We start from the raw sequence: 25,082 nt of genomic DNA on the forward strand, positions 1-25,082 counted from the left end.
AAGGAGCGACATTCATGCCGTACGACAGCGCATCGAGTTCCGAGCGGGCGACCCGCAGCTACTACGACACCGCCGACGTGGACGCGTTCTACGACGCCGTGTGGGGCGGCGAGGACATCCACACCGGGATCTACACCCACGACGAGGAGTCCATCGCGACGGCCTCCCGCCGTACCGTCGAGCAGGCCGCGGACAAGGTGAGCGCGCTGCTCTCCGCACAGAGCACGGTGCTGGACCTCGGGTCGGGCTACGGAGGTGCCACCCGCTACCTCGCCGAACGCTTCGGGTGCCGTGTCGTCGCGCTCAACCTCAGCGAATCCCAGAACGCGCGCCATCGTGCCACCAACGCCGAGCGCGGCCTCGACGCGCTGATCGAGGTCGTCACGGGGTCCTTCCACGACATCCCCTTCCCCGACCGGCGCTTCGACGTCGTCTGGTCGCAGGAGGCGTTCTGCCACAGCGGTGACCGCACCCGTCTGCTCAGCGAAGCGGTACGCGTCCTCAAGCCGGAGGGGGCTCTGGTCTTCACCGACCTGATGGCCGCCGAGGACGTCCCCGTCCGCACCCTGCGCCCCGCCGTGTCCCGCCTGGGCGTGGACGCCCTGGCCACCCCCAACCTCTACCGCGACACACTCGCCGGACTCGGCCTGTCCCGCACCGACTTCGACGACCGCAGCGGCCAGGTCCTCACCCACTACGAGCGCCTCACCGCCGAGACCGGCCGACGGGAGCACGAACTGCGCCGGATCATCAGCCCCGCGTACGTGGACGGTCTGCTCGCCAATCTGCCCCTGTGGGTGGACGCGGCCCACCGCGGGCATCTGCGCTGGGGCATCTTCCACTGCCGCCGCGCCTGAACCTCCGTTCCGCCCGCCCCCGTCAGGGCGTGGAATCGCGCCCCAGGACCCTCGTCACCAGGGTGCCCTCCACGAACAGGTCGACACGGCGCCAGCGCGGCCACTCCTTGGCGGTGGGGCCGTCGGCGGACCGGTAGAAGTCGTCCCGGGTCGGATACTTCTCCGGGTCGGGAAGGCCTCCCCCGGTCACCGGGATGCCTTGGATCGTGAGGTCGCCCCGGGCCCTGGCGGGGTACTCGCCGTGGGCGGCCACCACGAATCCGTCGCGGGCGATGTGCGCGCCGAGCGCGTCGACGATGGCCTGCCCGGTCGCCACGGCCCGGTTCTCGGAGAGTACGTCGTTGTGCGGCTCGGTTCCCTCCGGAGAGGTGAACGCCAGCAGCACGGGGGCCGGTCCATACGCCTCGATCACCGCCCGGACCTCGGCCAGGTCGCGTTCGAACCGCATCCTGCCGCTGGTCTCGGAGCCCGGTTCCTCGGCGTCGAGGTCCCACGAGTCGTACGGGAACATGGCGGAGGACTGTCCCGCGAGCAGGTTTTCCACCTTGTCCTCGTGGCCCGACGGAGGCTTTGTGGTGGGCGCGCCGGTGCTGAAGAGCGCTCCGACGCACAGGGACACGCGCAGCGCGGTGCCCTCCGCCGAGGTGGGCAGCCAGTTCTTCCACCATCCCGGGGTCAGCAACGCTCCCCAGCTGAACGGGAGTCTGGGTCCGGAGAGATGGTCCGCCTCGGTGATGGAGTGCATCCAGCCGTGTCCGGGCAGGTAGAGCTGCCACAGGGCACTGTCGGAGATGTTCGCCTGCCCCAGGTTTCCGAGTTTCACCTTGCCCACGGTGGTCGAGGCGATGACGATGCGGGCACCGGAGAAGTCCGCGGGGTCGGACAGGTCCAGTTCCGACCGGAAGTCGATTTTCCCGAGGTCCGCGACGCCGAGGCCGGGTTTTCCCGCGACGTTCTTCACGACGATGCTCTTCACGCCCACATCGGCGGCGAGCCCCGCGGCCAGCCTGGCGAAGACGCCGAACACCGGGTGGTTTCCCACCCACGGGACGGGAACGGGATCCTCGGTGACGGGCTGTCCGTTCTTGTCGTACACACGGCTGCCGTCGTTGTTCCGTTTGAACACCAGCCGGAACTTGTCGATCTTCACCACGGACGCATAGGCACCGGCCTGGATCCCCACGAGCGGTCCTGCGAAGCCGACGTCCTGAAAGGTCAGCCGGTACAGGAACGATGCCTCGCCCCCCACCCCCAGACTGCGAATCGTCTCCTGGACACGCCCTGTTCCCCACCCCGGGAGGTATCCGCCGGCGGTGCTGTTCCTCACCTCGTCGTCGAGGACGTCGTTCAGCCACCCGTAGTACGTCTTGAGTTCGCCGTCCACTTCGAGCCTGGCGAAGTTCCCGTACAGGGCCATCAGGCCGTACATACGGGAGCGCCACGGCTCGGCGAGGGAGAACTCCAGCGCGCGGGCCAGGGCGACGCGGGTTCTGGTCCGCTCGATCGTCCCGGCTTTCTGGCGTGCCCAGGTCGCGATCGACCTCGCGAATCCCGTATTCGGGGACGCGAACAGGGAGATCATCCGCGTCTGCAACGCCACGGGTACGGGCCGGGTCTGGTCCATCAGTACCTGGGTGCGCAGCGGCTCGGGCAGACGGCTGATGACCCGCCTGGGCCAGCGCACCACGGGGCTGGTCCGCCGCAGCTTCAGCGTGGGCCTGCCGTCCTCGGCGAAGCTCAGCAGCAGGACCTCGGGGGTCTCCTTCGGGTAGCTGAGGAGCCCCTTGCCCTTGAAGCCCCGGACCAGCGGGGGCGTCCCCTCGCTGAGCCACGGGTCGAGGGGGTTGAACAGATCGGTGGCCGTCGGGCGCAGCGGGTCGGGCGGGACGTTGGCACCCTCGGCGACGAACCAGGTCAGCGGGATCGGGGCGCCCTTCTCGGCCCTGTTCCCGTTCGTCTTGTCGACGAGGAACCCCCGGGCGACCCCGTGCACCCAGTCGTGGTCGGCGGTGCGTACGCCGCCGGTGCCATCTCTGATCTTGAGGCCGTCGACGCCGTCCAGGTCCTTCGGCGGGCGGCTGAACCAGATCGCCAGGGCGGCCCCGGCCTGGTTGATCTGCACCATCAGCGGAGTGTTCGTGTTCTCCCCGGACCCGTCCGCCTCCCACAGACCGCTCAGATCGGGCCGGAAACGGCGGTCCCGTGGAACGGGTGCGGCTTTCGGCGGGACGGGCGCGGCGGCTCGGGTCACCAGATGCGGACGGGGTCGGGGGTGGGGGCGGGGGCCGGATCGGGACCCCCGCCCCAGGGGCCTTCGGGCGACCGGTTCAGCGGTCGCCCGTCGGCCCGACGGGTGTTACTGGAGACCGGCGACGGTCTCGCGGACCTTGGCGTTGATCTCGGCCGGGATCGGCGCGTAGCCGGCGTCCGAGAGGATCTTCTGGCCCTCGTCGCTCGCGGTGTAGGTCAGGAAGGACTTGACCGTGCCGAGGGAGTCGGCCTTGTTGCCCTTGTCGCAGGCGATCTCGTACGTGACGAGGACCAGCGGGTAGGCGCCGTCGGCCTTGGTGGTGTAGTCCAGGCCGAGGGCCAGGTCCTTGCCGGTGCCCTTGATCTTGGCGGCGGCGATCGCCTTGGAGGCGTTCTCCGAGGTGGCCTTGACCGGGGCGGCGGCGCCCGTGTTGATGTCCACGGTCTTGATGGACTGCGCGCTGGCGTAGGAGAGCTCGAAGTAGCCGATCGCGCCGTCCGTCTGCTTGACCTGCGCGGCGACGTCCGAGGAGCCGGCCGCGGCCTGGCCGCCCGGGGCCGGCCACTTCTTCTCGGCCGGGTACGGCCAGTCGGCCTTGGCGGTGGCGCCGAGGTACTTGCCGAGGTTCTGGGTGGTGCCGGAGTCCTGCGAGCGGTGGAAGGCCTGGATCGCCTTGTCCGGGAGCTTGGCGCCCGAGTTCAGCTTGGCGATGGCCTCGTCGTTCCAGTTCTTGATCTTGCCGGTGAAGATCTTGGCGATCGTCGGGGCGTCCAGGACCAGGCTGTCGACACCCTCCAGGTGGTAGCCGATCGCGATCGGGCCGCCGACCATCGGGAGGTTGATGCCCTGGCCGCCACCGGTGCAGACGCTCTTGGACTTGGCGACCTCCTCCGGCTTCAGCGGGGAGTCGGAACCGGCGAAGCCGACCTGCGAGGTGTTGAAGCCGATGATGCCCTCACCCGAGGAGGAGGACTTGTAGTTGATCTCGACGCCCTTGCAGGCCGCCATGTAGTTCTTGACCCAGAGGTCCATGGCGTTCTTCTGCGCGGAGGAGCCGGAGGCCAGCAGCTGGCCCTTGGCGCCGTCGCACTTGATGTTGGACGCGGCGCTCGTCTTGCCACCGGTGCCGCCGGTGTTCGAGCCCTTGTCGTTGTCGTCGCTGCCGCACGCCGTGAGGGCCAGGGCGCTGGACACGGCGATGACGCCGAGGGCGGTGGCGCGGAGCCGGTTCTTGCGCTGAAGCTTCACTTTCGGGTGTTCCTTCCAGGAGCCGCCGGTGTCCGTCCGTTGTACGGCGGCGTGCGAAGAGGTGTCCGGCCGGGCGGGTCGCCTCACACCGTGTAAGGCCGAAATTAGGCAGAACAGGTGAAGCCGCCGACGGAGGAGAGTGAACGGAAGGTGAACCGTGTCGGTCAGTGCGGTGCCGACCGTTACCGGTTCGTGTTCAGCCGCTCCCGCGAGGTGAACGGGCACCCCACCGGAAGCCGTCCCCTGCGGGGCGCGGGGCCCCGGGAAGGCCCGGTGCGGCCCCTCACACCCGGTGCGGCGCGTCGAGGACCGCGTCGACCAGCAGGCGGTCGCGGGGCTGGGTGAGCCGGTGGCGGGCGGCCCACGGGGGCAGCCACAGCACCCGGTCGACCTCGTCGCCGGGCACGAAGCGGCCCTCGCCGGCCTCGGCGGCCCAGTAGTCGACGACCTTGGGGCGGCCCTGCGCGTCCATGTAGTGCGCGGTGGGCAGCCGGGCGCCGGGCACACAGCGGTGCCCGGTCTCCTCCAGGACCTCCCGCAGGGCCCCCGCGAGCGGCTCCTCGCCCTGCTTGAGCTTGCCCTTGGGATGGGACCAGTCGTCGTACTTCGGCCGGTGGACCAGGCAGATCTCCAGACCGCCGTTGCCCCAGGGGGAGTGGCGCCACAGCACACAGCCCGCCGCGAGCACCACCCCGTCCCGGTTCACGGCGCCGTCACCGGCGCGCTCACCGCCGCCATCGGCTGCCAGATCCGCTGGAAGGCGAACCGGGCCGCCTCCACCTCGTGGCGCTGGTCGGCGTGGAGCACCCCCAGCGCGTACGCCGTCGCCGGGGCGATCCTCGGGGTGCGGGCCGCGGCCGTGGCGGCGGCCGCCGCCTCCGAGGCGTCCCGGTGCCGGTCGAGCGCTAGCCCGGCCCGCAGCAGCCGGTCGTCGTCCTCGTACGGCAGGCCGGTGCGCAGCACCTCCTGGGCGTACCGGTGCAGCCGCAGCAGCAGCCGCACCTGGTGCCAGGGCGCGTCCTGCGCCTCGCCGGACTGCGCCAGCGCCTCCGCGTTGTACGGATGGGCCGCACGGGCCAGCGGCAGCGCGGCCACCGCCTGGTCGAGGCGCTGCTCGGCCAGCTGGGCGGCCGGCGGAAGCACCTCCACCGCGTACGCGGCCGCCGAGCTGGACAGCGGCACCTCGCTGGCGAGCAGCGCCACCGCGTCGGCCACCGCGTGGAACCGGGAGGAGCCCAGCGCCTGCAGCGCCGCCGAGTGCGCCCGGGTGCGGGCCAGTGTCAGCTGGCGGTCCAGGAGCGCCCCCGCCCGCGCCGCGCCCACCGCCAGCGCCCCGGCCGCCGACTCACCGCGCGGCGGGGGCACCTGCGGGGCGCCGGAGAGCCGCTGGAGGCCGTCGAGCAGCCGGGCGAGCCGGGCCGCGCAGGAGTGCTCCCCGGCCAGCGTGGCCGAGAGCCAGGCCAGTTCCGTACGCAGCGGCTCGGACCAGGACGGGTCGAGCAGCGGGCGGAAGGTGTGCAGCGTGCCGCTGATGCGGCGGGCGGCGCGCCGCAGCGCCCGCGCGGCCTCCTCGGTGCCGTCGTTGTCGGGCCCCGCCTCGCGGTGGAGGCGGAGGCTGCGCAGGAATTCCCCCGCCTGCGCGTGGAGGTACGGGGACAGGACGTCCCCCGCGGTCTCCGGTCCCGGGGTTTTCTCAGGGCGTAGCACGCCGGCGCCTCCGGGCGTCTATCAGCATCTCCTGTACGTGGCGCAGCGGCTGTCCGTCGGCGTCTGCGGCGTGCCGGGTCCACTCGCCGTCCGGGCCCAGGTGCCAGGAGGAGGTGGTGTCCGACATGCCGGTCTCCAGGAGCCGGGTGAGAGCCGCGCGGTGGGCCGGGTCGGTGACCCGGACCAGTGCCTCGATACGGCGGTCCAGATTGCGGTGCATCATGTCGGCGCTGCCCAGCCAGACCTCGGGCTCGCCGCCGTTGCCGAACGAGAAGACCCGGGAGTGCTCCAGGAAGCGCCCCAGTATCGACCGCACCCGGATGTTCTCGGAGAGCCCGGTGACGCCGGGCCGTGCCGCACAGATGCCGCGTACCCAGATGTCGACCGGCACACCGGCCTGCGAGGCCCGGTAGCAGGCGTCGATCACGGCCTCGTCGACCATCGAGTTGACCTTGATGCGGACGTAGGCGGGGCGCCCGGCGCGGTGGTGCGCCGTCTCCTTGTTGATCCGCGACACCAGGCCGTCCCGAAGGGACTTGGGCGCGACGAGGAGGCGGCGGTAGGTCTCGCGGCGCGAGTAGCCGGACAGCCGGTTGAAGAGGTCGGAGAGGTCGGCGCCGACCTGCGGGTCGGCGGTGAGCAGCCCCAGGTCCTCGTACAGCCGGGCCGTCTTGGGGTGGTAGTTGCCGGTGCCGACGTGCGAGTAGCGGCGCAGGGTGTCGCCCTCCTGGCGCACCACGAGCGACAGCTTGCAGTGCGTCTTCAGGCCGACCAGGCCGTACACCACATGGCAGCCCGACTCCTCCAGCTTGCGGGCCCACTTGATGTTGGCCTGCTCGTCGAAGCGCGCCTTGATCTCGACCAGGACGAGCACCTGCTTGCCGGACTCGGCGGCGTCTATCAGCGCGTCCACGATCGGCGAGTCGCCCGAAGTCCGGTACAGCGTCTGCTTGATGGCCAGCACGTCCGGGTCGGCGGCGGCCTGCTCCAGGAACGCCTGCACCGAGGTGGAGAACGAGTCGTAGGGGTGGTGCAGCAGCACGTCCCGCTCGCGCAGCGCGGCGAAGATGTCCGGCGCTGAGGCCGACTCGACCTCGGCGAGGTCGCGATGGGTTCCGGCCACGAACTTGGGGAACTTCAGCTCGGGCCGGTCGAGGGACGCGATGCCGAAGAGGCCGGTGAGGTCGAGCGGGCCGGGCAGCGGATACACCTCGGCGTCGCTGATCTTCAGCTCGCGCACCAGCAGATCGAGGACGTACGGGTCGATGGACTCCTCGACCTCCAGACGCACCGGCGGCCCGAAGCGGCGCCGCATGAGCTCCTTCTCCAGGGCCTGGAGGAGGTTCTCGGCGTCGTCCTCCTCCACCTCCAGGTCCTCGTTCCGGGTCACCCGGAACATGTGGTGCGCCAGCACCTCCATGCCCGGGAAGAGCTCTTCGAGGTGGGCCGCGATGACGTCCTCAAGGGGCACGTACCGCTGCGGCGAGGCCTCCAGGAACCGGGAGAGCAGCGGCGGCACCTTGACCCGGGCGAAGTGGCGGTGGCCGCTGACCGGGTTGCGCACGACCACGGCGAGGTTGAGCGAGAGCCCCGAGATGTACGGGAAGGGGTGCGCGGGGTCCACGGCCAGCGGGGTCAGCACCGGGAAGATCTGCTGGCGGAAGAGCGTGAAGAGCCGCGCCTGCTCCTTCTCGGTGAGGTCGGGCCAGCGGATCAGATGGATGCTCTCGTCGGCCAGCGCCGGGGCCACGTCCTGCTGGTAGCAGGCGGCGTGCCGGGCCATGAGCTCCCGCGAGCGGGTCCAGATCAGGTCGAGGACCTCGCGGGGCTGGAGCCCGGAGGCGGACCGGGTGGCGACACCGGTCGCGATACGGCGCTTCAGACCGGCCACCCGGACCATGAAGAACTCGTCCAGGTTGGAGGCGAAGATCGCCAGGAAGTTGGCCCGTTCGAGGAGGGGCGTGGCCGGATCCTCGGCGAGCTCAAGGACGCGCTCGTTGAACGCCAGCCAGCTGCGCTCGCGGTCCAGGAAGCGCCCCGACGGCAGCTCGTCCTCCCCCGGCGCGTCCTCGCGGTCGCGCTCGTACCCTTCGTACCCGTCCAGATCCGCGTCGATGTCCGGCTCCAGGTCGGAGACGGCGGCCGCGAGGGTGTGCGGCCGGTGGGCGGCTATGGAACCGACCGACGGCTGGGAGGCGGGCTGGAGGTGGACCTCGGCGCTGGGCTGCTGGCTCATGAACCCATTCTTCCGCGCCGGAGCGCTGTCGGGCGCGTCGGAGAGCACGTCGGAGCGGGCCGGCTTGAGCGCCTTGGGGCGGGGGGCGGTCCCGTTCCGGGAGGGTGGCACCTCGGGCTGCATTGGGTGAGCGTCGCAAGCGTGTCTGAATGCCCGGTAACGAGGACATGACGTGCGGGAATCCGCGGCCTTTCGCGGACGTCAGGTCCGCTTCGGTGCGCCCCGAAGGGGCGCGGGGCCGTGCCGCGCACAGCCCGCACGCCGAGGACGGCGGGTGCTCAGGACTCCGTCCGGTACATCAGATCCACCTCGTGCGTGGTGAACCCGAGGCGTTCGTACACCGCCACGGCCGCCGTGTTGTCCGCGTCCACGTACAGCATGGCCGCCGGAAGCCCCTCGGCCGCGAGATGCCGCAGGCCGGTCGCGGTGAGGGCCTTGCCGAGGCCGCCGCCCTGCGCGTCCGGGCGGATCCCCACCACGTACACCTCTCCGATCCTCTCGGCCGCGTGCACCTTCGTCCAGTGGAAGCCCACGATCCGGCCGTCGCGCTCGGCGAGGAAGAAGCCCTTCGGGTCGAACCAGGGCTCCGCCTTGCGGTCGTCGAGGTCACGCTGGGTGAGCGCGCCCTGCTCGGGGTGGTGGGCGAAGGCCGCCGCGTTCACGGCCAGCCACGCCTCGTCGTCCTCGCCGGGCACGAAGGTCCGTACGTCCACGCCCGGCGGGTACACCGGCTCGGCGATGTCCGGCGGGGTCAACGGCCGCCGCATCTGGCGCAGTTCGCGGAACAGCGTGAGGCCGAGGACCTGGGCGAGGTGGCGGGCGGCGGAGTGCCCGCCGTGCGCCCACACCCGCAGTCGCTTGCCGGAGGCGCCGAGCAGCGCCGAGCCGAGCGCCCGGCCGTGGCCGCGGCCCCGGTGGGCGGGGTGGATGACGAGCTCGGCGGCCGGTGCCTCGATGGGGTCGGTGTCCTCCAGCTGCGCGTATCCGATGAGCTCGGTGCCCGTGCTGGTGGCGAGGGTGAGCAGGAAGTGGCGGATCCCGGGCCGCCGCCCGCCCCGCAGCTGGAGCCGCCCCTGCTCGGACACGGCCTGCTGCCCGTCGGTCCGGGCGGCCTCGGCGAGCAGCGTGAGGACCTCCTGGGCCTGGGGGTGGGTCAGCTCGTCGAGGGTCTGGATCTCACGTCCGGAGGGGCCGGGCACGGCGGGGTCAGTCGTCATGTGTACGAGCGTACGGCGACCGGGGGCAAAACCTGACGTACCGACAAACGGCAACCATCCCGTAACCCCACCCCCCTGTCGCGCTACGCGCGTTGACTCTAGGCTTCCGCTCGCGGCGGCCGACCCACGGGTTTCGGCCACACCGCACGACCACCTGGCAGTACCTCGCAGCACCGTCTGCACACCACGCTTCACGACCAGCTGAATCATTTAGGGGAGAGATGACAGCGACACCCCAGAAGAACCACGGCGGCCGCGCGGGCCGCCGGGTCCTGGCGGCCGCCGCCGGGCTCACCACGCTCGGCGCGCTCGTCGCCGCGATGCCGGCCGCCGACGCCCACGACAAGGGCCACGGCCATCCGAAGCCCTCGCGGACGGTGGACGTCCAGCTCCTCTCCTTCAACGACCTGCACGGCAATCTGGAGCCGCCGGCCGGCTCGGCCGGGGCCGTGAACGAGAAGCAGGCCGACGGGACCGTGAAGTCCATACCGGCCGGCGGCGTCGAGTACCTGGCGTCCTCGCTGCGCACCGCGCGCCAGGGCCACCCGTACTCGATCACCGCCGCCGGCGGCGACATGATCGGCGCCAGCCCGCTGCTCTCCGGCCTCTTCCACGACGAGCCGACCATCGAGGCGCTCAACAAGATCGACCTCGATGTGACGGCCGTGGGCAACCACGAGTTCGACGAGGGCGCGGTCGAGCTGGCCCGGATGCAGAAGGGCGGCTGCCACCCGGTCGAGGGCTGCTACGAGAAGGGCAAGAAGTTCCGGGGAGCCGACTTCCCGTATCTGGCCGCCAACGTGACCAGCGAGAAGACCGGCAAGCCGATCCTCAAGCCGTACACGGTGTGGAAGAAGAACGGCGTCAAGATCGGCTTCATCGGTGTGACCCTGGAGGGCACCCCGAACGTCGTGACCGCCTCGGGCGTCAAGGGCCTGAAGTTCCGCGACGAGATCGAGACGATCAACAAGTACGCCAAGGAGCTCGACCGGCAGGGCGTGAAGTCCATCGTCGCCCTCGTCCACGAGGGCGGGATGCCGGCGACCAACGCGTACAACTACGACTGCGACTCGGCCGGTCCCGGCAGCGGTCTGTCCGGCCCGATCGTCGACATCGCCAAGGGCGTCACGCCCAAGGTGGACGCGCTGGTCACCGGTCACACCCACCAGGCCTACACCTGCACGGTTCCGGACCCGGCGGGCAACCCGCGCATGGTGACCTCGGCGGCCTCCTACGGCAAGCTCTTCACCGAGACCACGCTCACCTACGACAAGCGGACCAAGGACATCGTCCGGACCGCCGTGAAGTCGCCGAAGTCGGTGAACCACGTCGTCAGCCGCGACCAGGCCAAGGCGAAGGACATCACCGACCTGATCGCCCGCTGGAACAAGCTGGCCGCCCCGATCGCGGGCCGCCCGCAGGGCTACATCGCCGCCGACATCAACGGCCGCGGCTCCGAGGCGCCCGAGAAGCCGCTCGGCGACCTCATCGCGGACGCGCAGCTCGCCGGGCTCTCCCCGGCCGACAAGGGCGGCGCCCAGCTCGCCTTCATGAACCCGGGCGGCATCCGCTCCGACCTCGTCTACAAGGCGAGCGGCAGCGAGGGCGACGGCGTGGTCACCTACGGCGAGGCGTTCACCGTCCAGCCGTTCACCAACATGATGAACGTCGTCGACCTGACCGGCGCCCAGATCGTCCAGGGCCTCCAGCAGCAGGTCAGCGGCGGCAACACGGCCAGCCCGAAGATCCTCCAGGTCTCCAAGGGCTTCACCTACACGCTCGACATGACCAAGACGGGCGCGGACCGGGTCCTCGTCGACACGGTCAAGCTGAACGGGGTCGCCCTCGACCCGGCGAAGACCTACCGCGTCGCCATGAACGAGTTCCTCGCGGGCGGCGGCGACGGCTTCGCGGCGCTCGGCCAGGGCAAGAACAAGCTGGTCGGCGCCTCTGACCTGGACGTCTTCGACGCCTACCTGGCCGCGAACTCCTCGGCGTCCGCGCCGCTGGCGACGCCGGCCGGGGGCCGGATCACGGTCGTGGGCAAGGTGGCGGGCGAGTAGTCGCCTTCCGTCGTACGTGAGAGTCGTACGTGAGAGGGGTGCCGGGATCCTTCCCGGCGCCCCTTTTCCGCTACCGGTTTCCACGACCGGTTTCCACGACCGGCCCGGGGCCAGGGGACGCGCGTCCGGCGGAGCGCTCACACCCCCGGGGCGTCGGGCGGCGGGGTCGGGGCCCCCGGCAGGCGGATCGTGGCCACCGTGCCGCCGCCGTCCGGTGCCGCGCCCAGCGTGATCGTGCCGCCCGCGTGCTGGACCGTACGGGCCACGATGGACAGGCCGAGCCCCGAACCCGGCAGCGAGCGGGCCGAGGGCGAACGCCAGAACCGCTCGAAGACGTGCGGCAGTTCATCGGCGGGGATGCCGGGGCCCTGGTCGCGCACGGTCAGGGTGCCCCGGTCGAGGGTGACCTCGATGGTGCCGTGCGGCGGGCTGAACTTCACCGCGTTGTCCAGCACGTTGACGATCGCCCGCTCCAGGGCCGCCGGCTCCGCCCTCACGTACCAGGGCGCCAGTTGGGCCCTGATCTCCAGCTCGGGACCGCGCAGCCGGGCGCGCTCCAGGGCTACACGGGCGATGTCGTGGACGGCGACGACCTCCAGCGGGCCCGCGCGGACCGCGTCCGGCCGGGACAGCTCCTGCAGGTCGCCGATCAGCGAGGCGAGTTCGGTCATCTGGGCCTTGACGGACGCCATCAGCGCCTTGCGGTCGGCGGGCGGGATGGCCCGGCCGGTCTCCTCGCTCCTGGCCAGCAGCTCGATGTTCGTACGCAGCGAGGTGAGCGGGGTGCGCAGCTCGTGCCCCGCGTCCGCGATCAGCTGCGACTGGCGGTCGCGGGAGGAGGCGAGGGCGGCGGTCATCGCGTTGAAGGACCGCGAGAGCCGGGCGATCTCGTCCTCGCCCTCGACCGGGATACGGACGTCGAGGTCCTCGGTGCGGGCCACGTGCTCGACCGTGCCGGTCAGCCGGTCCACGGGGCGAAGCCCCGTACGCGCGACCCAGAGCCCGGCGGCGCCCGCGGCGACGACTCCTACGCCGGACACGACCAGCAGCACGATCGCCAGCTTGTTGAGCGGTGTCGTCACGTCGGACATCGGCACCGCGATCGAGACGGCGGCCCGGCTCTGCCGGCCGGGGCCGGTGATGCGAGCTGCCTTGGTGTAGACGCGGCGCTCGACCCCGGCGCTGTCCGTCGTGGTGTGCAGGACGTCGTCGCGCAGCCCGTCGGCGACCTCCACGTCCGAGCGCTCCACCTGGAGCCGGGCGGACCTGGGGTTGGCGCACACCGTGCCGTCCGGGAAGACCAGCTGGGTCAGCGGGGTGTTGCCCGGCAGCCGGATCGGCTTGGGGTCGGGGCTCTGGCACGTCTGGATCAGGACGTTGGCGTACTCCTCGCTGGCCGAGCTCGCCGCCTGGTTGCGCAGCCGGTTGTCGAGCTGGCTGGTCAGCACCCCTTGGGTGATGAACCAGCAGGAGGCGGCCACCGCGGCCACGGCCACCGTCACCGCCGTGGCGACGAGCAGCGCCAGCCGGGACCGCAGCGGCAGCTCGCGGAACCACCGCAGGGCTCTGCTCACTCGGCGCCGCCCGGACGCAGGGCGTATCCGACGCCCCGCACCGTGTGCACCACGCGCGCCTCGCCGCCCGCCTCGGTCTTGCGGCGCAGATACATCACGTACACGTCGAGGGAGTTGGACGACGGCTCGAAGTCGAAGCCCCAGACCGCCTTGAGGATCTGCTCGCGGGTCAGCACCTGCCGGGGGTGGGCCAGGAACATCTCCAGGAGCGTGAACTCCGTACGGGTCAGCTCCACCACCCGCTCGCCCCGCGTCACCTCACGGGTCGCCAGGTCCATCCGCAGGTCGCCGAAGGTCAGGACGTTGTCGTCGTGCTGGTCGCCGCCCGCGGGTCCGGCGTACGAGCTGCGGCGCAGCAGGGCGCGGATCCGGGCGAACAGCTCGTCCAGCTCGAACGGCTTGACCAGGTAGTCGTCCGCGCCCGCGTCGAGCCCGGTGACACGGTCGCCGACGGTGTCGCGCGCGGTGAGCATCAGCACCGGGGTGGTGGACCCGGCGCCGCGCAGCCGCCGGGCGGCGGTGAGCCCGTCCATCCGGGGCATCTGGATGTCGAGGACGATCAGGTCCGGCCGGTAGGCCTCCGCCTTGGCCAGCGCGTCCAGACCGTCGACGGCGACCTCCGTCCCGTACCCCTCGAAGGCGAGGCTGCGCTGGAGCGCCTCGCGGACGGCGGGCTCGTCGTCGACGATCAGGATGCGCTGGGTGTCGTCCTCGGCGGGTGCGGGGCTCATCGGTCTCGGGTCTTCCTCGGGGGTGCGGTCCGGCGTGGTCCGGGGCGGGCGCCCGGACCCCGGTTTCGTTTTTTCGAAAAAACAGCTAACTTCCCGTCCAGAGGCAGTACTTGCCCTCCCGACTCCCGCCTGCCCGAATGAGACGAGAAGGGGTCGGAAAAAACCGGAAGCCCACCCGGAAACGCCCGTGGGGCCGCGCCCCGGCGTCAAAATCCCGCGAGAAATTCGCCGCCCCGAAGAACAAAAGGGAGCACCGAACCGTTGACCGCCCACCGCTCCGGCTCCGTGACACCGCACGGGAGAGACCGATGACGACCGAGACCGCCGCGCAGACCCGCTCCGCGTCCGGACCGGCGCCGGCCACCGGGCCCGAACTGACCATCGGCCACTGGCTCCGCCTGCACATGCGTCACTTCCGCCGGCACATCGCGGTCCATCTGACCGGAAGCCTGCTCTGGCAGTCCCTCACCGCGGCCCTCCCCCTGGTCATCGGGCTGGCCTTCGACGCCGTACTGAAGACCAACGGGCGGGAACCTGATCTGGGGGCCCTGCACGCCGTGTGCGCGGCACTGCTCGCCCTGGTCCTCGTCCGGGGCGTCTGCGGCATCGCCTCCACCTACGCCCTGGAGGCCTTCGCCAGCGGCCTTGAACGCGACGCGCGGGCCGGCGTGTTCGCCAGCATGCTCCGCAAGAAGCAGGGCTTCTTCAACCGGCACCGCACCGGCGACCTGTCCACCCGCGCCACCGGCGACGCCGAGGCACTCGGACTCATGGTGTCGCCGGGCTTCGACATGACCCTCGACATGGCGCTCAACACCCTCATTCCGCTGGTGTTCATCGCGGCCGTCGACTGGCGGCTCCTGCTCTTCCCCGGGATCTTCGTCGTCCTGTTCGTCGCCGCCCTCATGGATCACGGGCGGCGCCTCGAACCGGTCTCCGACCTCACCCGCGAGGAGTTCGGCGCGATGTCCGCCCAGGCCGCCGAGAGCATCACCGGAATCGAGGCGGTCGAGGCGACCGACGGAGCGGAGCGCGAGCAGGACCGCTTCCGCCGCACCGCCACCGCCTACCGGGACGCCGCCGTGGCGCAGGCACGCGTCCAAGCCCTGTCCTTCCCCCCGCTGCTGCTCGCCGTGGCCACCGCCGGAACGCTGCTCCACGCCGTCTTCCTGCTGCGCGACGGCTCACTGAGCGTCGGTGAACTCGTCGCCGTCCTGGGCCTGATGAGCACGCTGCGCGCCCCCACCCAGCTCGCCTCCTTCAGCATCGGGCTCATCTTCTTCGGACTCTCCGGCGCACAGCGCATCCTGGAGATCATCAACGACCGGGCGGGAGAGGACGAGGAGGGAGGCCGGCACGAGGCGGTCATCACCGGCGAAGTGGTCTTCGAGAACGTCACCTTCGCCTACGGAAACGGCAAGCCCGTGCTGCGCGACATCTCCTTCCGCGCCGCCCCCGGCACCACCGTCGCCGTCGTCGGCGCCACCGGCAGCGGCAAGTCCACCCTGCTGCACCTGCTGAACCGCACCTACGTGCCCACCGAGGGCCGCGTCCTCGTCGACGACGTGGCCACCACCGCCTGGGACCCCTCGGCACTGCGCGGCCAAGTAGCCGTCGTCGAGCAGGACGTGGTCCTGTTCTCCCGCACCATCGCCGAGAACCTCGCCTTCGGCGCCGCACCGGACACCGGCCGGGCCCAACTGGAAGAGGCGGCCCGTACCGCCCAGGCGCACGACTTCGTCATGGCGAGCGAGCACGGCTACGACACCGTGCTGGGCGAGCGCGGCGTCACCCTCTCCGGCGGCCAGCGCCAACGCCTCGCCATCGCCCGGGCGTTGGTGACCGACCCGCGCATCCTCGCCGTGGACGACGCGACCAGCGCCGTCGACAGCGTGACCGAACACGAACTGCAGCTCGCCATGCGGCGCGCCGCCACGGGCCGTACCACCTTCCTCGTCACCCCCCGGCTGTCCCGCATCCGCGCCGCCGACCACATCGTCGTCCTCGACGCGGGCCGGGTCGTCGGCCAGGGCACCCACGAACACCTCCTGCGCACCTGCGCGTTCTACCGCACGATCTTCGCGCCGTACGCACTGCCGGCCGCGGAGGGAACCACCACCGCCGCCGTCGCGGCCGGGGCAGAGGAAGGAACCCGCTGATGGCACTTCTGGACGGCATCGAGGCGGGCGCCGAGGACGCCTACGACCGCCATTACGGCGACCGGCAGCTGCTGCGCCGCATCACCCCCTACTTCCAGGGCCGCGGCGGCGCGGTGGCCTTCGTCACCGCGGCGGTGGTCGTGGCGGCGGCCGCGGGCAGCGCCGTACCGATCCTGCTGGCCCGCACCGTCGACTCGGCCCTGGACGACGACACCCGGTCGGCGATGACACTGCTAGCCGTTGCCGTCCTCCTCACCGGCGCCGCGGCCTGGCTGTTCACCGTCCTCCAGCAGCGCCTCACCGGCACCCTTGTCGGCGACGCGGTGCTGCAACTGCGCGAACACGCCTTCGCCGCGGCCGTACGCCAGGACCTCGCGTTCTACGACACCCACCCCACGGGCCTGGTGGTCAGCCGCGTCACCAACGACACCCAGACGTTCGGTGCCCTGCTCTCCCTGGTGCTCTCCCTCATCGGTCAGGTCCTCGTCGTCCTGCTGATCCTGACGGCACTCTTCGTCATCAACGTGCCGCTGGCGCTGCTCACCACCGTGGTGGTCGCCCTGATCGTCGCGGTCAGCCTCGCCTTCAGGAAACGCGCGCGCACCGCCTCCACCCGCCAGCAGCAGGCCCTCGCCGAGGTCAGCGGCTATGTGCAGGAGACCCTGCGCGGGATCACGGTGGCCCGCAACCACCGCGGCGAATCGGCGGCCGAAGCGGGGCTGCGGGCGGTCAACGGCCGCTGGTACCAGGCCAGTGTGCGCCTCAACCGCCTCTTCAGCGGCATCTTCCCGCTGCTCATCTCCCTGACCGGACTGGGCACGACGGCGGTGGTGCTGGCCGGCGGCCACCAGGTCGCATCCGGCGACATCTCGGCCGGCGAATGGGTCCTCTTCCTGGAGGCCCTGGCCCTCTTCTGGTCGCCGGTCGCCACCATCGCCTCCTTCTGGCAGCAGCTCCAGCAGGGCCTCTCGGCCGGGGAGCGGATCTTCGCGCTGATCGACCGGGAACCCGCCGTCCACCAGAGCGCCCAGCTGCCCCCGCCCCGTCTGCGCGGCGCACTCGAACTGCGCGGCGTCAGCTTCCGCTACACCCCCGAGCGGCCCGTCCTCCACGACATCGACCTCACCGTCGCGGCCGGGGAGACCGTCGCACTGGTCGGCCACACAGGGGCGGGCAAGTCCAGCCTGGTGCGCCTGCTGACCCGCTCGTACGAGTTCCAGGAAGGCAGCCTGCTCGCCGACGGCCGGGACGTGCGGACCTTCGACCTGGCGCAGTACCGGCGCTGCCTCGGCGTGGTCACCCAGACGCCCTACCTCTTCTCCGGCACCGTCGCCGAGAACATCGCGCTGGGCCGGCCGGGCGCCGACCGCGCGGCCATCGAGGCCGCGGCCCACGCGGTCGCCTCCGGCGCCTGGCTGCGGCAGCTGCCCGACGGCCTCGACACACCGACCGACGAAGGCGGCCGCAACCTGTCGACCGGGCAGCGGCAGATCGTGGCGCTGGCCCGGGTGTTCCTGCAGGACGCCCCGATCTTCATCCTCGACGAGGCCACCGCCAGCGTCGACCCGCTCACCGAGGCCCAGATCCAGGAAGGACTCGACGCGCTCGCGGCGGGGCGCACCACCATCGTCGTGGCGCACCGGCTCCCCACCGTCCGCAAGGCCGACCGCATCGTCGTCGTCGACGACGGGCGCCTCGTCGAACAGGGCGACCACGCCACCCTGATGCGGCAAGGCGGTGCCTACAGCCGCCTCTACCGGCAGTACTTCCACCATCAGCACCCCGACCACGACCCCGCCGACGACCCGTCCGGCACCGGGCGGGCGCCGGTCGGCGCGGGGCCGCACCTAGCGGAGGCCAGCGATGCCCTCGACCACTGAATCCGCCGCCACGCTGTGGGAGCTCATCGACCGGGCCGTACGCCTCTCCCCCGCGGCCACCGCCGTACGCCAGGGAACGCGGGCCCTCACCTTCCGCGAACTCGCCGACCGCGTCGAGACCACAGCACGCCGCCTGCGCACGCGCCTGCCCGCCGACGGCGGAGGAACCGTGGGCCTGCTCTTCGAGAACACCGTGGAGAGCACGGTGGCCTTCCTGGGCGCGCTGTACGCGGGCGTACCCCTCACGCCCCTCGAACCCGACAGCACCGAGCCCCATCTCCTGGGCGTGCACCGGGACTTGGGACCCCTGCACCTCGTCGGTCGGCAGGCGAGGCTCAGCACACTGGCCCCTCCCGCTGCCACCTCACTCGCCGCCCGGTGGCAGGGCGGTGTCCTCATCGACGTGGACGAGCTCACCGCCCGCCCCGGCGCGGCGGCCCCGTCGGCGCCGCTGCCCGCGCCGCCGCCCGACGCCCCCGCGCTCTACCAGTACACCTCCGGCTCGACCGGCGAGCCGAGGGCCGCCGTGCACTCACAACACGACCTGGTCCGCGGTGGCGAGATCTACGCCCGCACCTACGGCATCACCCCGGCCGACCGGATTCTCGCGGCCGTACCCCTGCTGCACTCCTTCGGCATGGTCGCCGCGCTCGCCACCGCGCTGCACGCCCGCGCGGAGCTCGTCCTGCTCGGCCGGTTCGCACCGGCCGAAATGCTCCGGGCACTGCACCAGCACGCCTGCACCATCGTGGTGGGCACCCCGCTCGCCTATGACCTGGCGGCCCGTTCGGCGGCCTCGCGCAGCGAGACGTCCCGCCCGGGCGACACCGTACGGCTCTGTCTGTCCTCCGGGGCGGCCCTGCCCCCGGCCGTGGCGGACCGCTTCGCCCAGCACTGCGGCCCGGCCGTCCAGCAGGTCTACGGAAGCACCGAGGCCGGTGTCGTCGCCGCGCAGCTCCCGCAGCCGGACGGCACGGCCGATGCCGGGGTGGGCAGGCCGGTGCCCGGGGTACGGATCCGCCTGGTGGACGAGGAGGACCGACCGGTTCCGCCGGGCGGCACGGGCGCCCTGCTCGTGCGCACCCCCGCCATGTTCACCCACTACCTCGGCCACCCGGGCCCGTCCGAACGAGCCTTCCGCGACGGCTGGTACGTCACCGGCGACCTGGCGCGCCTCGACGGTGACGGCCGTCTGCACCTGGTGGGCCGCAAGGAGTCCTTCATCAACGTCGGTGGCAAGAAGGTCAATCCCCTGGAGGTCGAAGCGGCCCTGCTGGCCCACCCGGCCGTCGCCGAGGCCGTGGTCTGGGGCGAGGTCGTGGAGGAACAGACCAGCGAGCGCGTACGGGCAGCCGTGGTGCCGTGCTCCCCGCTCAGCGGGGCCGCGATCACCGCGCACTGCCGTGACCGGCTCCTGGCCCATCAGGTGCCCGCGACGATCGAGTTCGTGGCGTCGCTGCCCAAGACCTCCCTGGGCAAGATCCGCCGCGCGGCCGTGGCCGGAGCCGCCCCCGCACGGCACCGGGACGACACGGCCTGACCCGCCTCGTGGTGGTGCCCCGGCCGTGCGAGCCGGGGCACCACCGCGCAGCCGAGCGCCGTCGTCAGCAGGCCGTTGACGGGCCCGCGCCGGCTCGCTCCGTGACGGGCACGCATTCATCAAGCAGGTCGACGATGTCGCGCCAGGCCCGCTGCGCGTGCTTCGGGTGGTAGCCGACGCCGGGGCGCACGGCGTGATCGACTGTCGGGTGGTGGAAGGCGTGCAGGGCCCCGCCGTAGAAGACGATGCGCCAGTCGACGCCCGCGGCCTGCATCTCCGCGGCGAAAGCCTCCCGTTGAGCGGGCGGCATGATCGGATCCTCCGATCCGACCCCGGCCCACACCGGACAGCGGATGCGTGACGCCTCGCCCGGTCGGCCCGTGGTCAGGGCGTTGACCGTCCCGATCGCGCGCAGGTCGACGCCGTCGCGCCCGAGTTCCAGCACGATGGCGCCCCCGGTGCCGTAGCCGATACCGGCGATCCTGTCGGGGTCGGTCCGTGGTTCGGCGCGCAGCACATCGAGTGCCGCGTGACCGATGTCCCGCATGCGGTCCGGGGAGGCGAGCAGCGGGGTCGTGTGCGCCAGCATCTCCTGTGGGTCGCTGAACCAGCGCCCGCCGTTGATGTCGAAGGCCAGTGCCACATAGCCGAGTTCGGCGAGGGCGTCGGCCCGGCGGCGCTGGACGTCGTTCAGCCCCGGCCCCTCGGGCCCGACCAGAACCGCCGGCCGTCGATCGGTACCGGCCGGAAGCGCGAGATGTCCGATCATGGTCAGGCCGTCGGCGGGATAGGTGACCGTGCGCGTGGTAACCGTCGTCATGACTGCACCGTAATGATCGTCGAGGCCGATCGGGCCGGTCTTCACCCTCGGCGGAACAGCGGACGCCATACGAAGCCGGGCCCTGTCGGGGCGGCCCACCCAGCGGCGTGGTCATGTCACCGGTCTGCGACAACGGTGTCGTGGAACGACGACGCCGGTATCCCGGCGGCACACAGGCCCCTCATAGTGATCAAGTAAGTACGTACCGAGGAGCCGAAGCCGCTCCGGCTTCAACCACTGGATAGCAAGGGGCCTTTCATGTCCGGCAACCGTCGCACCGCCTTATTCCTCTCCGCAGCCGTCGTCGGCGGCGCCATGCTGATGACGGCGTGCCAGGACGAGGACTCGGGCGCAGCGAAGGGCTCTTCGTCCTCCACTCCGGCCGACACGTCGGTGACCCCGCCCGGCTCCTCGGCCACGGGCGGCAGTCAGGGCGGTGGGAAGGGCTCGGGCGGGAAGAGCTCCGGCGGGCCGGGCACAGCCGCCGGGACCGGCTCCGGCACGAACGGCAAGGCCGGCAAGTGCCGTACCGACCAGCTGAAGATCACGGCGAAGGACGCCACCATCACCGGCGACTCCGACAACACCGTCGCGGTGGAGTTCAAGAACAGCGGCGGCCGGGACTGTGCGATATCCGGGTACGCGGGCGTCGACCTGAAGACCGGCGCGGGCTCGCTGTCCGCGAAGCGCACTGGCCAGAAGGCCGATTCGATCGTCCTGAAGAGCGGGCAGTCGGTGGCCTTCGGCATCTCCTACCCGGTCAACAAGTCGGGCGGCTCCGGCGTCCGCATCACAGGACTTCTGGTGACCCCGCCCAACGAGACAAAGACGGTCGCCCTCCGCTGGCCGGGCGCCGGCACGCTGCCCGTCACGGAAGACGGCGGCTCCCCCGTGAAGGTCGGCCCGGTCGGAAGCGCCGGACAGGGCGGCTGAACGCGCTCTGCTCGCGCCGGGCGAACAGGGCCGTTCTCGTCGAACGAGGGCCGCACCCCGTACGGAAACGGGGTGCGGCCCTCACGCGCGAGCACGACCCTCGGGCGCCCTGCTGCCCACTGACATCAGGGCCGGCGAAGTTCCACGGTGATGGCCTCGCGGAGCAGGTCGCGGGCGCGCTGGAGGGGGATGGTCTCGCTGAGCCACTGCTGGCTCAGTCCTTCGGTGAGGGCCACGAGACGTTCCGCGGCGGCCTGGGGCGCGATGTCGGGGGCGGCCTGGCCGACTGCCTGGGCCTCGATGATCAAGGCGGCGAGGTCGTCGCTCCACTGCGTGGTCGCGGTGGCGAGCTGGGCGCGCAGATCGGGGTCGAAGATGGCGGTGGCCCGCAGTTCGCCCCAGGCCGCGCTGTTCTCCCTGACGTGGGTGTCGTCCTGGAGTTCCCTCAGGAGGATGGCAGTGAGCTGGGTACGGGGATCGGCGGAGGTGTCCAGGGGTGCGTCGGTGTAGTCGACGGCGCGCTGGTTGATGAATTCCAGCGTGCGTCGCAGCAGCCCTGCACGGTCCTTGAAGTGGTAGTAGATCAGAGCAGTGGAGACACCGGCCTCGGCGGCGATCTCCTCCACCCGTAGCCCCCGTACACCTCGGCGGGCGATGAGCCGGGCGGTGGCCTGGAGGATCTGGGTGGGCCGGTCCGGCATCGGGCGCTCCTGAAGATCAGCACGGGGATGGGGTCTCATGATGCCCTACACTGTTCCTGACTAAATTATCAGTCAGGAGGTTGATCGTGCGCATGTCCCGACGCCGGACCCTGCAGACGGCCCTGTTCGGTGCGCTGGGCGTGCCGCTCAGCGCGTGCGGTACCCAGGACAGTGACCGCGCCGAACCGGGCGGGGCCAGTACGTCGCCGGTGGCAGCGCCGTCGGCCGGGGGCTGGCGCATGCCCGAGGAGACGCATCCGCACGAGCTGACCTACATGTCGTGGCCGACCCGGCGGATCTGGAGCTCCGACATCCGCGGGGTGCGGGCCGATATCGCGGGGATCGCACGGGCCGTCGCCCAGTTCGAACCGGTCGTGCTGCTGGCCAACGAGCAGGACGTGAAGGCCGCCCGGCAGGCATGTGGCTCCGGGGTGGAGGTCATCCCGGTCGCGGTGGACGACCTGTGGATGCGTGACACGGGCCCCACCTTCGTACTCGGCCCGCAGGGGATCGCCGGAGTCGACCTCAACTTCAACGGCTGGGGCAACAAGCAGCCCCACGACCATGACGGCCGGGTCGCCCGTGCCGTCCTGGATGACGAGCGCGTCAAGCGGATCCCCGCACCGATCACCGGCGAGGGAGGCGCGATCGAGGTCGACGGCGTCGGCACGCTGATGGCGACCGAGAGCTGTCTGGTCAACGCCAACCGCAACCCCGGCAAGTCCCGCGAGGACATCGAGCGGGCACTCAAGACGCTCTTCGGAGTCACCACCGTGATCTGGGTGGACGGCGTCAGAGGCCACGACATCACCGATTACCACATCGACGCCCTGGCCCGGTTCTCGGCGCCCGGGACCGTCGTGATGAGCACCCCCGACCCACAGGCACCCAAGGATGTCTGGACGGCCGCCTACCACCAGGCCCGTACCGTCCTGGAGCGGGCCGTCGACGCCCGTGGCCGGAAGCTGGAAATCGTCGAGCTGCCCGAGCCGGTCGACATCGGCCGCCGCGGCAAGGAGTTCCTGGCCAGCTACGTCAACTACTACGTGGCCAACGGCGGCGTCGTCATGCCCCGCTTCGGGGACAAGCGCGCCGACGCCGACGCCGCGTCCATCGTGCGCGATCTGTACCCGGGCCGGAAGGTCGTCCAGGTGCCGGTCGACACCCTCGGCGAAGGCGGCGGAGGCATCCACTGCGCCACCCAGCAACTCCCCAAGACCGAACGCACCTCGGGCTGAACGCGGCCCCCGCCGAGGCGGGCCGATTCGCGGATTCTCCCGCGTGCCGTACGTGGGCGCCGGAGACGCGCGAGTGGATCGAGGCCATGGCGGCGCGGGTCTTGGCGGGGTCCCGGCTGCCGAGGACGACGACGGCGCCGGTGGCGGCGAGCTGCTCCGCGACGAAGTAGCCGATCCCGGCGTTCCCCCCGGTGACCAGGAAGGTCCTGCCCTCGGCGGACGGCAGCCGGTGCACGTTCCACGGTCGGCTCTGGGACGCGGAAACCACGGTGACAGGCTCCTTGCGGTCGGAGGCAGCGCGCTCGGGGGGGGAGCGACAACCCGCCCAAGGTCGCAACCTCCACCGACATACCGCCGACAGCCCGCGGTCACCGCCGACAGGCTTCCGACATCCGTCCCAAGTGCCGAAGAAGAGCCGCCGGGCGGCGGGCGGCGCCCCTCCCGCCGCCCGGTGGTTCAGCGTGCCGCGGCCGCCCGCTGCCGCACGTACCCGGTCGCGGCCAGGGCGAGGGCCAGCCCACCGGTGAAGTACACCTGCACCCGCGTCCCGGAGTCGACGGCCATGAGGACGAGCACGCCCACCACACCGGCGAGGGCCACCCAGGTCAGATACGGGAAGAGCCACATCCGGACCGCGAGCTTCTCGGGCGCCTCGCGCTCCAGGCGGCGGCGCAGCACCAGCTGGGACACCGCGATGAAGCCCCACACGATCAGCACGACCCCGCCGACCATGTTGAGCAGCCACGCGAAGACGGTGGTGGGCCACCAGTACGACAGGAGCACGGCGAAGAAGCCGAACGCGCACGAGGCGAGCACCGCATTGCGCGGGACCCGGCCGGAGAGCCTCCCGAGGAAGGCGGGGCCCTGGCCGCGCGAGACCAGCGAGTAGGCCATGCGCGAGGAGCCGTAGATGTTGGCGTTCATCGCGGAAAGCAGCGCGACGAGGATGACGACCTCCATGACCCGCGCACCGCCGGGCACGCCGAGCCGGTCCAGGACGGCGGCGTACGGGCCGGCGTCGGTGACGGCCGGGTCGTTCCACGGGATCAGGGTGACGATCACCAGCATCGAGCCCACGTAGACGATGCCGATCCGCCACATCGTCGTCTTCACCGCCCTGGCCACACCGCGCACCGGGTCGTCGGACTCGGCGGCCGCGATGGTCACCGTCTCCAGGCCGCCGTACGCGACGACCGAGGCGAGCAGCCCGACGAGCAGTCCGCTGACTCCGGTGGGCAGGAATCCGCCGTCGTGGACGAGGTGCGCCGTACCGGGGGAAGAGGTGCCGGGCAGCAAGCCGAGGACCGCCAGCGTGCACAGGATGAGGAAGAGCGCGATGGCACCGATCTTGAGGGCGGCGAACCAGAACTCGAACTCGCCGAAGTTCGACACGGCGGCGAGGTTGGCGCCGCAGAAGAGCGCCATGAACGCCAGCACCCACAGCCAGGACGGGGTGCCGGGGAACCAGCCCTGCATGATGTGGGCGGCGCCGATCGCCTCGATCCCGACGCCCACGACGAGCAGGGTCCAGAACATCCACCCGGCGGTGAACCCGGCCCACGGGCCGATCGCACGGTCGGCGTGCACGGAGAACGATCCCGAGGCCGGGTCGGCCGCGGACATCTCGCCGAGCATGCGCATCACGCACATCACCAGCATGCCGGACAGCGCGTAGGCCAGCACGATCGACGGCCCGGCGGCGGCGATCCCGGCACCCGACCCCACGAACAGCCCGGCCCCGATGACGCCGCCGAGGGCGATCATCGAAAGATGCCGTTGCTTGAGCCCGTTGGAGAGCGGTGCGCCCTGCCGGCTCTCGTCCTGCTGGCGCTCGTCCTGCTGCGGGGATGGGGAGGTGAGTGTCGGGCTCATACGGAGGTGCCTGTCCAATTGCTGAGATCGAAGTACGTCCGATTGTGAGACGAGA

The 25,082-nt window shown here is 71.5% G+C and carries 18 protein-coding genes and 1 pseudogene; 7 read left to right on the forward strand and 12 right to left on the reverse strand.

All coding sequences use genetic code 11. The annotated features are described in order from the left end of the window. Positions 1–14: 14 nt before the first annotated feature. A complete protein-coding gene (locus tag A8W25_RS17270) occupies positions 15–857 on the forward strand; it encodes an SAM-dependent methyltransferase (protein WP_067162455.1) in 843 nt (280 codons plus the stop codon). 22 nt (positions 858–879) lie between these two features. Here A8W25_RS17270 and A8W25_RS17275 read toward each other — a convergent pair whose 3' ends face one another. The 6 genes from A8W25_RS17275 to mshD all read right to left on the reverse strand — a co-directional run bounded on the left by A8W25_RS17275 (position 880) and on the right by mshD (position 9,516). Beyond that, entirely contained in the window at positions 880–2,982 is a 2,103-nt protein-coding gene (locus A8W25_RS17275; protein WP_067162457.1) for a hypothetical protein, read from the reverse strand. A 231-nt stretch (positions 2,983–3,213) separates the two neighbouring features. Continuing rightward, complete coding sequence (gene pstS, locus A8W25_RS17280) at positions 3,214–4,356, reverse strand: phosphate ABC transporter substrate-binding protein PstS (RefSeq protein ID WP_067162459.1); 1,143 nt, start codon at positions 4,354–4,356, stop codon at positions 3,214–3,216. 283 nt (positions 4,357–4,639) lie between these two features. Next, positions 4,640–5,062, reverse strand: a complete 423-nt coding sequence (locus A8W25_RS17285) for an NUDIX hydrolase (protein ID WP_067162461.1) — start codon at positions 5,060–5,062, stop codon at positions 4,640–4,642. Then, complete coding sequence (locus tag A8W25_RS17290) at positions 5,059–6,063, reverse strand: CHAD domain-containing protein (protein ID WP_067162463.1); 1,005 nt, start codon at positions 6,061–6,063, stop codon at positions 5,059–5,061. The genes A8W25_RS17285 and A8W25_RS17290 overlap by 4 nt, the downstream gene beginning before the upstream one ends. Further along, on the reverse strand, positions 6,050–8,299 hold the full coding sequence (locus tag A8W25_RS17295) for an RNA degradosome polyphosphate kinase (protein WP_067164164.1): 2,250 nt from the start codon (positions 8,297–8,299) through the stop codon (positions 6,050–6,052). Before A8W25_RS17295 ends, A8W25_RS17290 begins: the two co-directional genes overlap by 14 nt. Before the next feature lie 278 nt (positions 8,300–8,577). Further along, positions 8,578–9,516 carry a mycothiol synthase gene (gene mshD / locus A8W25_RS17300; protein WP_067162465.1) on the reverse strand — a complete coding sequence of 313 codons (939 nt, stop codon included), beginning with the start codon at positions 9,514–9,516 and terminating at the stop codon, positions 8,578–8,580. A gap of 221 nt (positions 9,517–9,737) precedes the next feature. Here mshD and A8W25_RS17305 point away from each other — a divergent pair, with 221 nt between their 5' ends. After that, positions 9,738–11,579 carry a bifunctional metallophosphatase/5'-nucleotidase gene (locus A8W25_RS17305; protein ID WP_067162468.1) on the forward strand — a complete coding sequence of 614 codons (1,842 nt, stop codon included), beginning with the start codon at positions 9,738–9,740 and terminating at the stop codon, positions 11,577–11,579. A gap of 137 nt (positions 11,580–11,716) precedes the next feature. On the opposite strand, the gene A8W25_RS17310 is transcribed toward A8W25_RS17305, so the two are convergent. Both A8W25_RS17310 and A8W25_RS17315 read right to left on the reverse strand, forming a co-directional pair. Beyond that, complete coding sequence (locus A8W25_RS17310) at positions 11,717–13,153, reverse strand: HAMP domain-containing sensor histidine kinase (protein WP_067162470.1); 1,437 nt, start codon at positions 13,151–13,153, stop codon at positions 11,717–11,719. Further along, positions 13,150–13,884: a response regulator transcription factor gene (locus A8W25_RS17315; RefSeq protein WP_067162472.1), complete on the reverse strand. Its 735-nt coding sequence runs from the start codon at positions 13,882–13,884 to the stop codon at positions 13,150–13,152. The genes A8W25_RS17310 and A8W25_RS17315 overlap by 4 nt, the downstream gene beginning before the upstream one ends. Before the next feature lie 308 nt (positions 13,885–14,192). On the opposite strand from A8W25_RS17315, the gene A8W25_RS17320 reads away from it, so the two are divergent. The 3 genes from A8W25_RS17320 to A8W25_RS17330 are packed head-to-tail and all read left to right on the forward strand — an operon-like array spanning position 14,193 to position 19,463. Then, a complete protein-coding gene (locus A8W25_RS17320) occupies positions 14,193–16,043 on the forward strand; it encodes an ABC transporter ATP-binding protein (RefSeq protein WP_158942589.1) in 1,851 nt (616 codons plus the stop codon). Further along, positions 16,043–17,923 carry an ABC transporter ATP-binding protein gene (locus A8W25_RS17325; protein WP_067162474.1) on the forward strand — a complete coding sequence of 627 codons (1,881 nt, stop codon included), beginning with the start codon at positions 16,043–16,045 and terminating at the stop codon, positions 17,921–17,923. The genes A8W25_RS17320 and A8W25_RS17325 overlap by 1 nt, the downstream gene beginning before the upstream one ends. After that, positions 17,907–19,463, forward strand: coding sequence for a class I adenylate-forming enzyme family protein (locus tag A8W25_RS17330; protein ID WP_067162476.1), 1,557 nt, complete (start codon positions 17,907–17,909; stop codon positions 19,461–19,463). The genes A8W25_RS17325 and A8W25_RS17330 overlap by 17 nt, the downstream gene beginning before the upstream one ends. Positions 19,464–19,527: 64 nt before the next feature. Here A8W25_RS17330 and A8W25_RS17335 read toward each other — a convergent pair whose 3' ends face one another. Next, positions 19,528–20,283, reverse strand: a complete 756-nt coding sequence (locus A8W25_RS17335) for a dienelactone hydrolase family protein (protein ID WP_067164167.1) — start codon at positions 20,281–20,283, stop codon at positions 19,528–19,530. 258 nt (positions 20,284–20,541) lie between these two features. Here A8W25_RS17335 and A8W25_RS17340 point away from each other — a divergent pair, with 258 nt between their 5' ends. After that, on the forward strand, positions 20,542–21,216 hold the full coding sequence (locus A8W25_RS17340; protein WP_067162479.1) for a DUF4232 domain-containing protein: 675 nt from the start codon (positions 20,542–20,544) through the stop codon (positions 21,214–21,216). Between the two features lie 125 nt (positions 21,217–21,341). On the opposite strand, the gene A8W25_RS17345 is transcribed toward A8W25_RS17340, so the two are convergent. Continuing rightward, positions 21,342–21,917, reverse strand: coding sequence for a TetR/AcrR family transcriptional regulator (locus A8W25_RS17345; protein ID WP_067162481.1), 576 nt, complete (start codon positions 21,915–21,917; stop codon positions 21,342–21,344). 92 nt (positions 21,918–22,009) lie between these two features. Here A8W25_RS17345 and A8W25_RS17350 point away from each other — a divergent pair, with 92 nt between their 5' ends. Further along, positions 22,010–23,155, forward strand: coding sequence for an agmatine deiminase family protein (locus tag A8W25_RS17350; protein WP_067162484.1), 1,146 nt, complete (start codon positions 22,010–22,012; stop codon positions 23,153–23,155). A 43-nt stretch (positions 23,156–23,198) separates the two neighbouring features. Here the strand turns inward: A8W25_RS17350 and A8W25_RS34940 are convergent. After that, a pseudogene (locus A8W25_RS34940) lies at positions 23,199–23,423 on the reverse strand (SDR family NAD(P)-dependent oxidoreductase); the annotation flags it as partial. 188 nt (positions 23,424–23,611) lie between these two features. Then, entirely contained in the window at positions 23,612–25,027 is a 1,416-nt protein-coding gene (locus A8W25_RS17355; protein WP_067162485.1) for an amino acid permease, read from the reverse strand. Positions 25,028–25,082 lie beyond the last annotated feature (55 nt).

The organism is Streptomyces sp. ERV7 (assembly GCF_001653515.1).
GTDB lineage: Bacteria > Actinomycetota > Actinomycetes > Streptomycetales > Streptomycetaceae > Streptomyces.

Bases quoted from the DNA above. Each gene is read 5' to 3' on its own strand.
- A8W25_RS17270 (WP_067162455.1), top strand. From the start codon at position 15: ATGCCGTACGACAGCGCATCGAGTTCCGAGCGGGCGACCCGCAGCTAC.
- A8W25_RS17275 (WP_067162457.1), bottom strand. From the start codon at position 2,982: ATGGTGCAGATCAACCAGGCCGGGGCCGCCCTGGCGATCTGGTTCAGC.
- A8W25_RS17295 (WP_067164164.1), bottom strand. From the start codon at position 8,299: ATGAGCCAGCAGCCCAGCGCCGAGGTCCACCTCCAGCCCGCCTCCCAG.
- mshD (WP_067162465.1), bottom strand. From the start codon at position 9,516: ATGACGACTGACCCCGCCGTGCCCGGCCCCTCCGGACGTGAGATCCAG.
- A8W25_RS17305 (WP_067162468.1), top strand. From the start codon at position 9,738: ATGACAGCGACACCCCAGAAGAACCACGGCGGCCGCGCGGGCCGCCGG.
- A8W25_RS17315 (WP_067162472.1), bottom strand. From the start codon at position 13,884: ATGAGCCCCGCACCCGCCGAGGACGACACCCAGCGCATCCTGATCGTC.
- A8W25_RS17320 (WP_158942589.1), top strand. From the start codon at position 14,193: ATGACGACCGAGACCGCCGCGCAGACCCGCTCCGCGTCCGGACCGGCG.
- A8W25_RS17325 (WP_067162474.1), top strand. From the start codon at position 16,043: ATGGCACTTCTGGACGGCATCGAGGCGGGCGCCGAGGACGCCTACGAC.
- A8W25_RS17330 (WP_067162476.1), top strand. From the start codon at position 17,907: ATGCCCTCGACCACTGAATCCGCCGCCACGCTGTGGGAGCTCATCGAC.
- A8W25_RS17335 (WP_067164167.1), bottom strand. From the start codon at position 20,283: ATGACGACGGTTACCACGCGCACGGTCACCTATCCCGCCGACGGCCTG.
- A8W25_RS17340 (WP_067162479.1), top strand. From the start codon at position 20,542: ATGTCCGGCAACCGTCGCACCGCCTTATTCCTCTCCGCAGCCGTCGTC.
- A8W25_RS17345 (WP_067162481.1), bottom strand. From the start codon at position 21,917: ATGCCGGACCGGCCCACCCAGATCCTCCAGGCCACCGCCCGGCTCATC.
- A8W25_RS17350 (WP_067162484.1), top strand. From the start codon at position 22,010: ATGTCCCGACGCCGGACCCTGCAGACGGCCCTGTTCGGTGCGCTGGGC.
- A8W25_RS17355 (WP_067162485.1), bottom strand. From the start codon at position 25,027: ATGAGCCCGACACTCACCTCCCCATCCCCGCAGCAGGACGAGCGCCAG.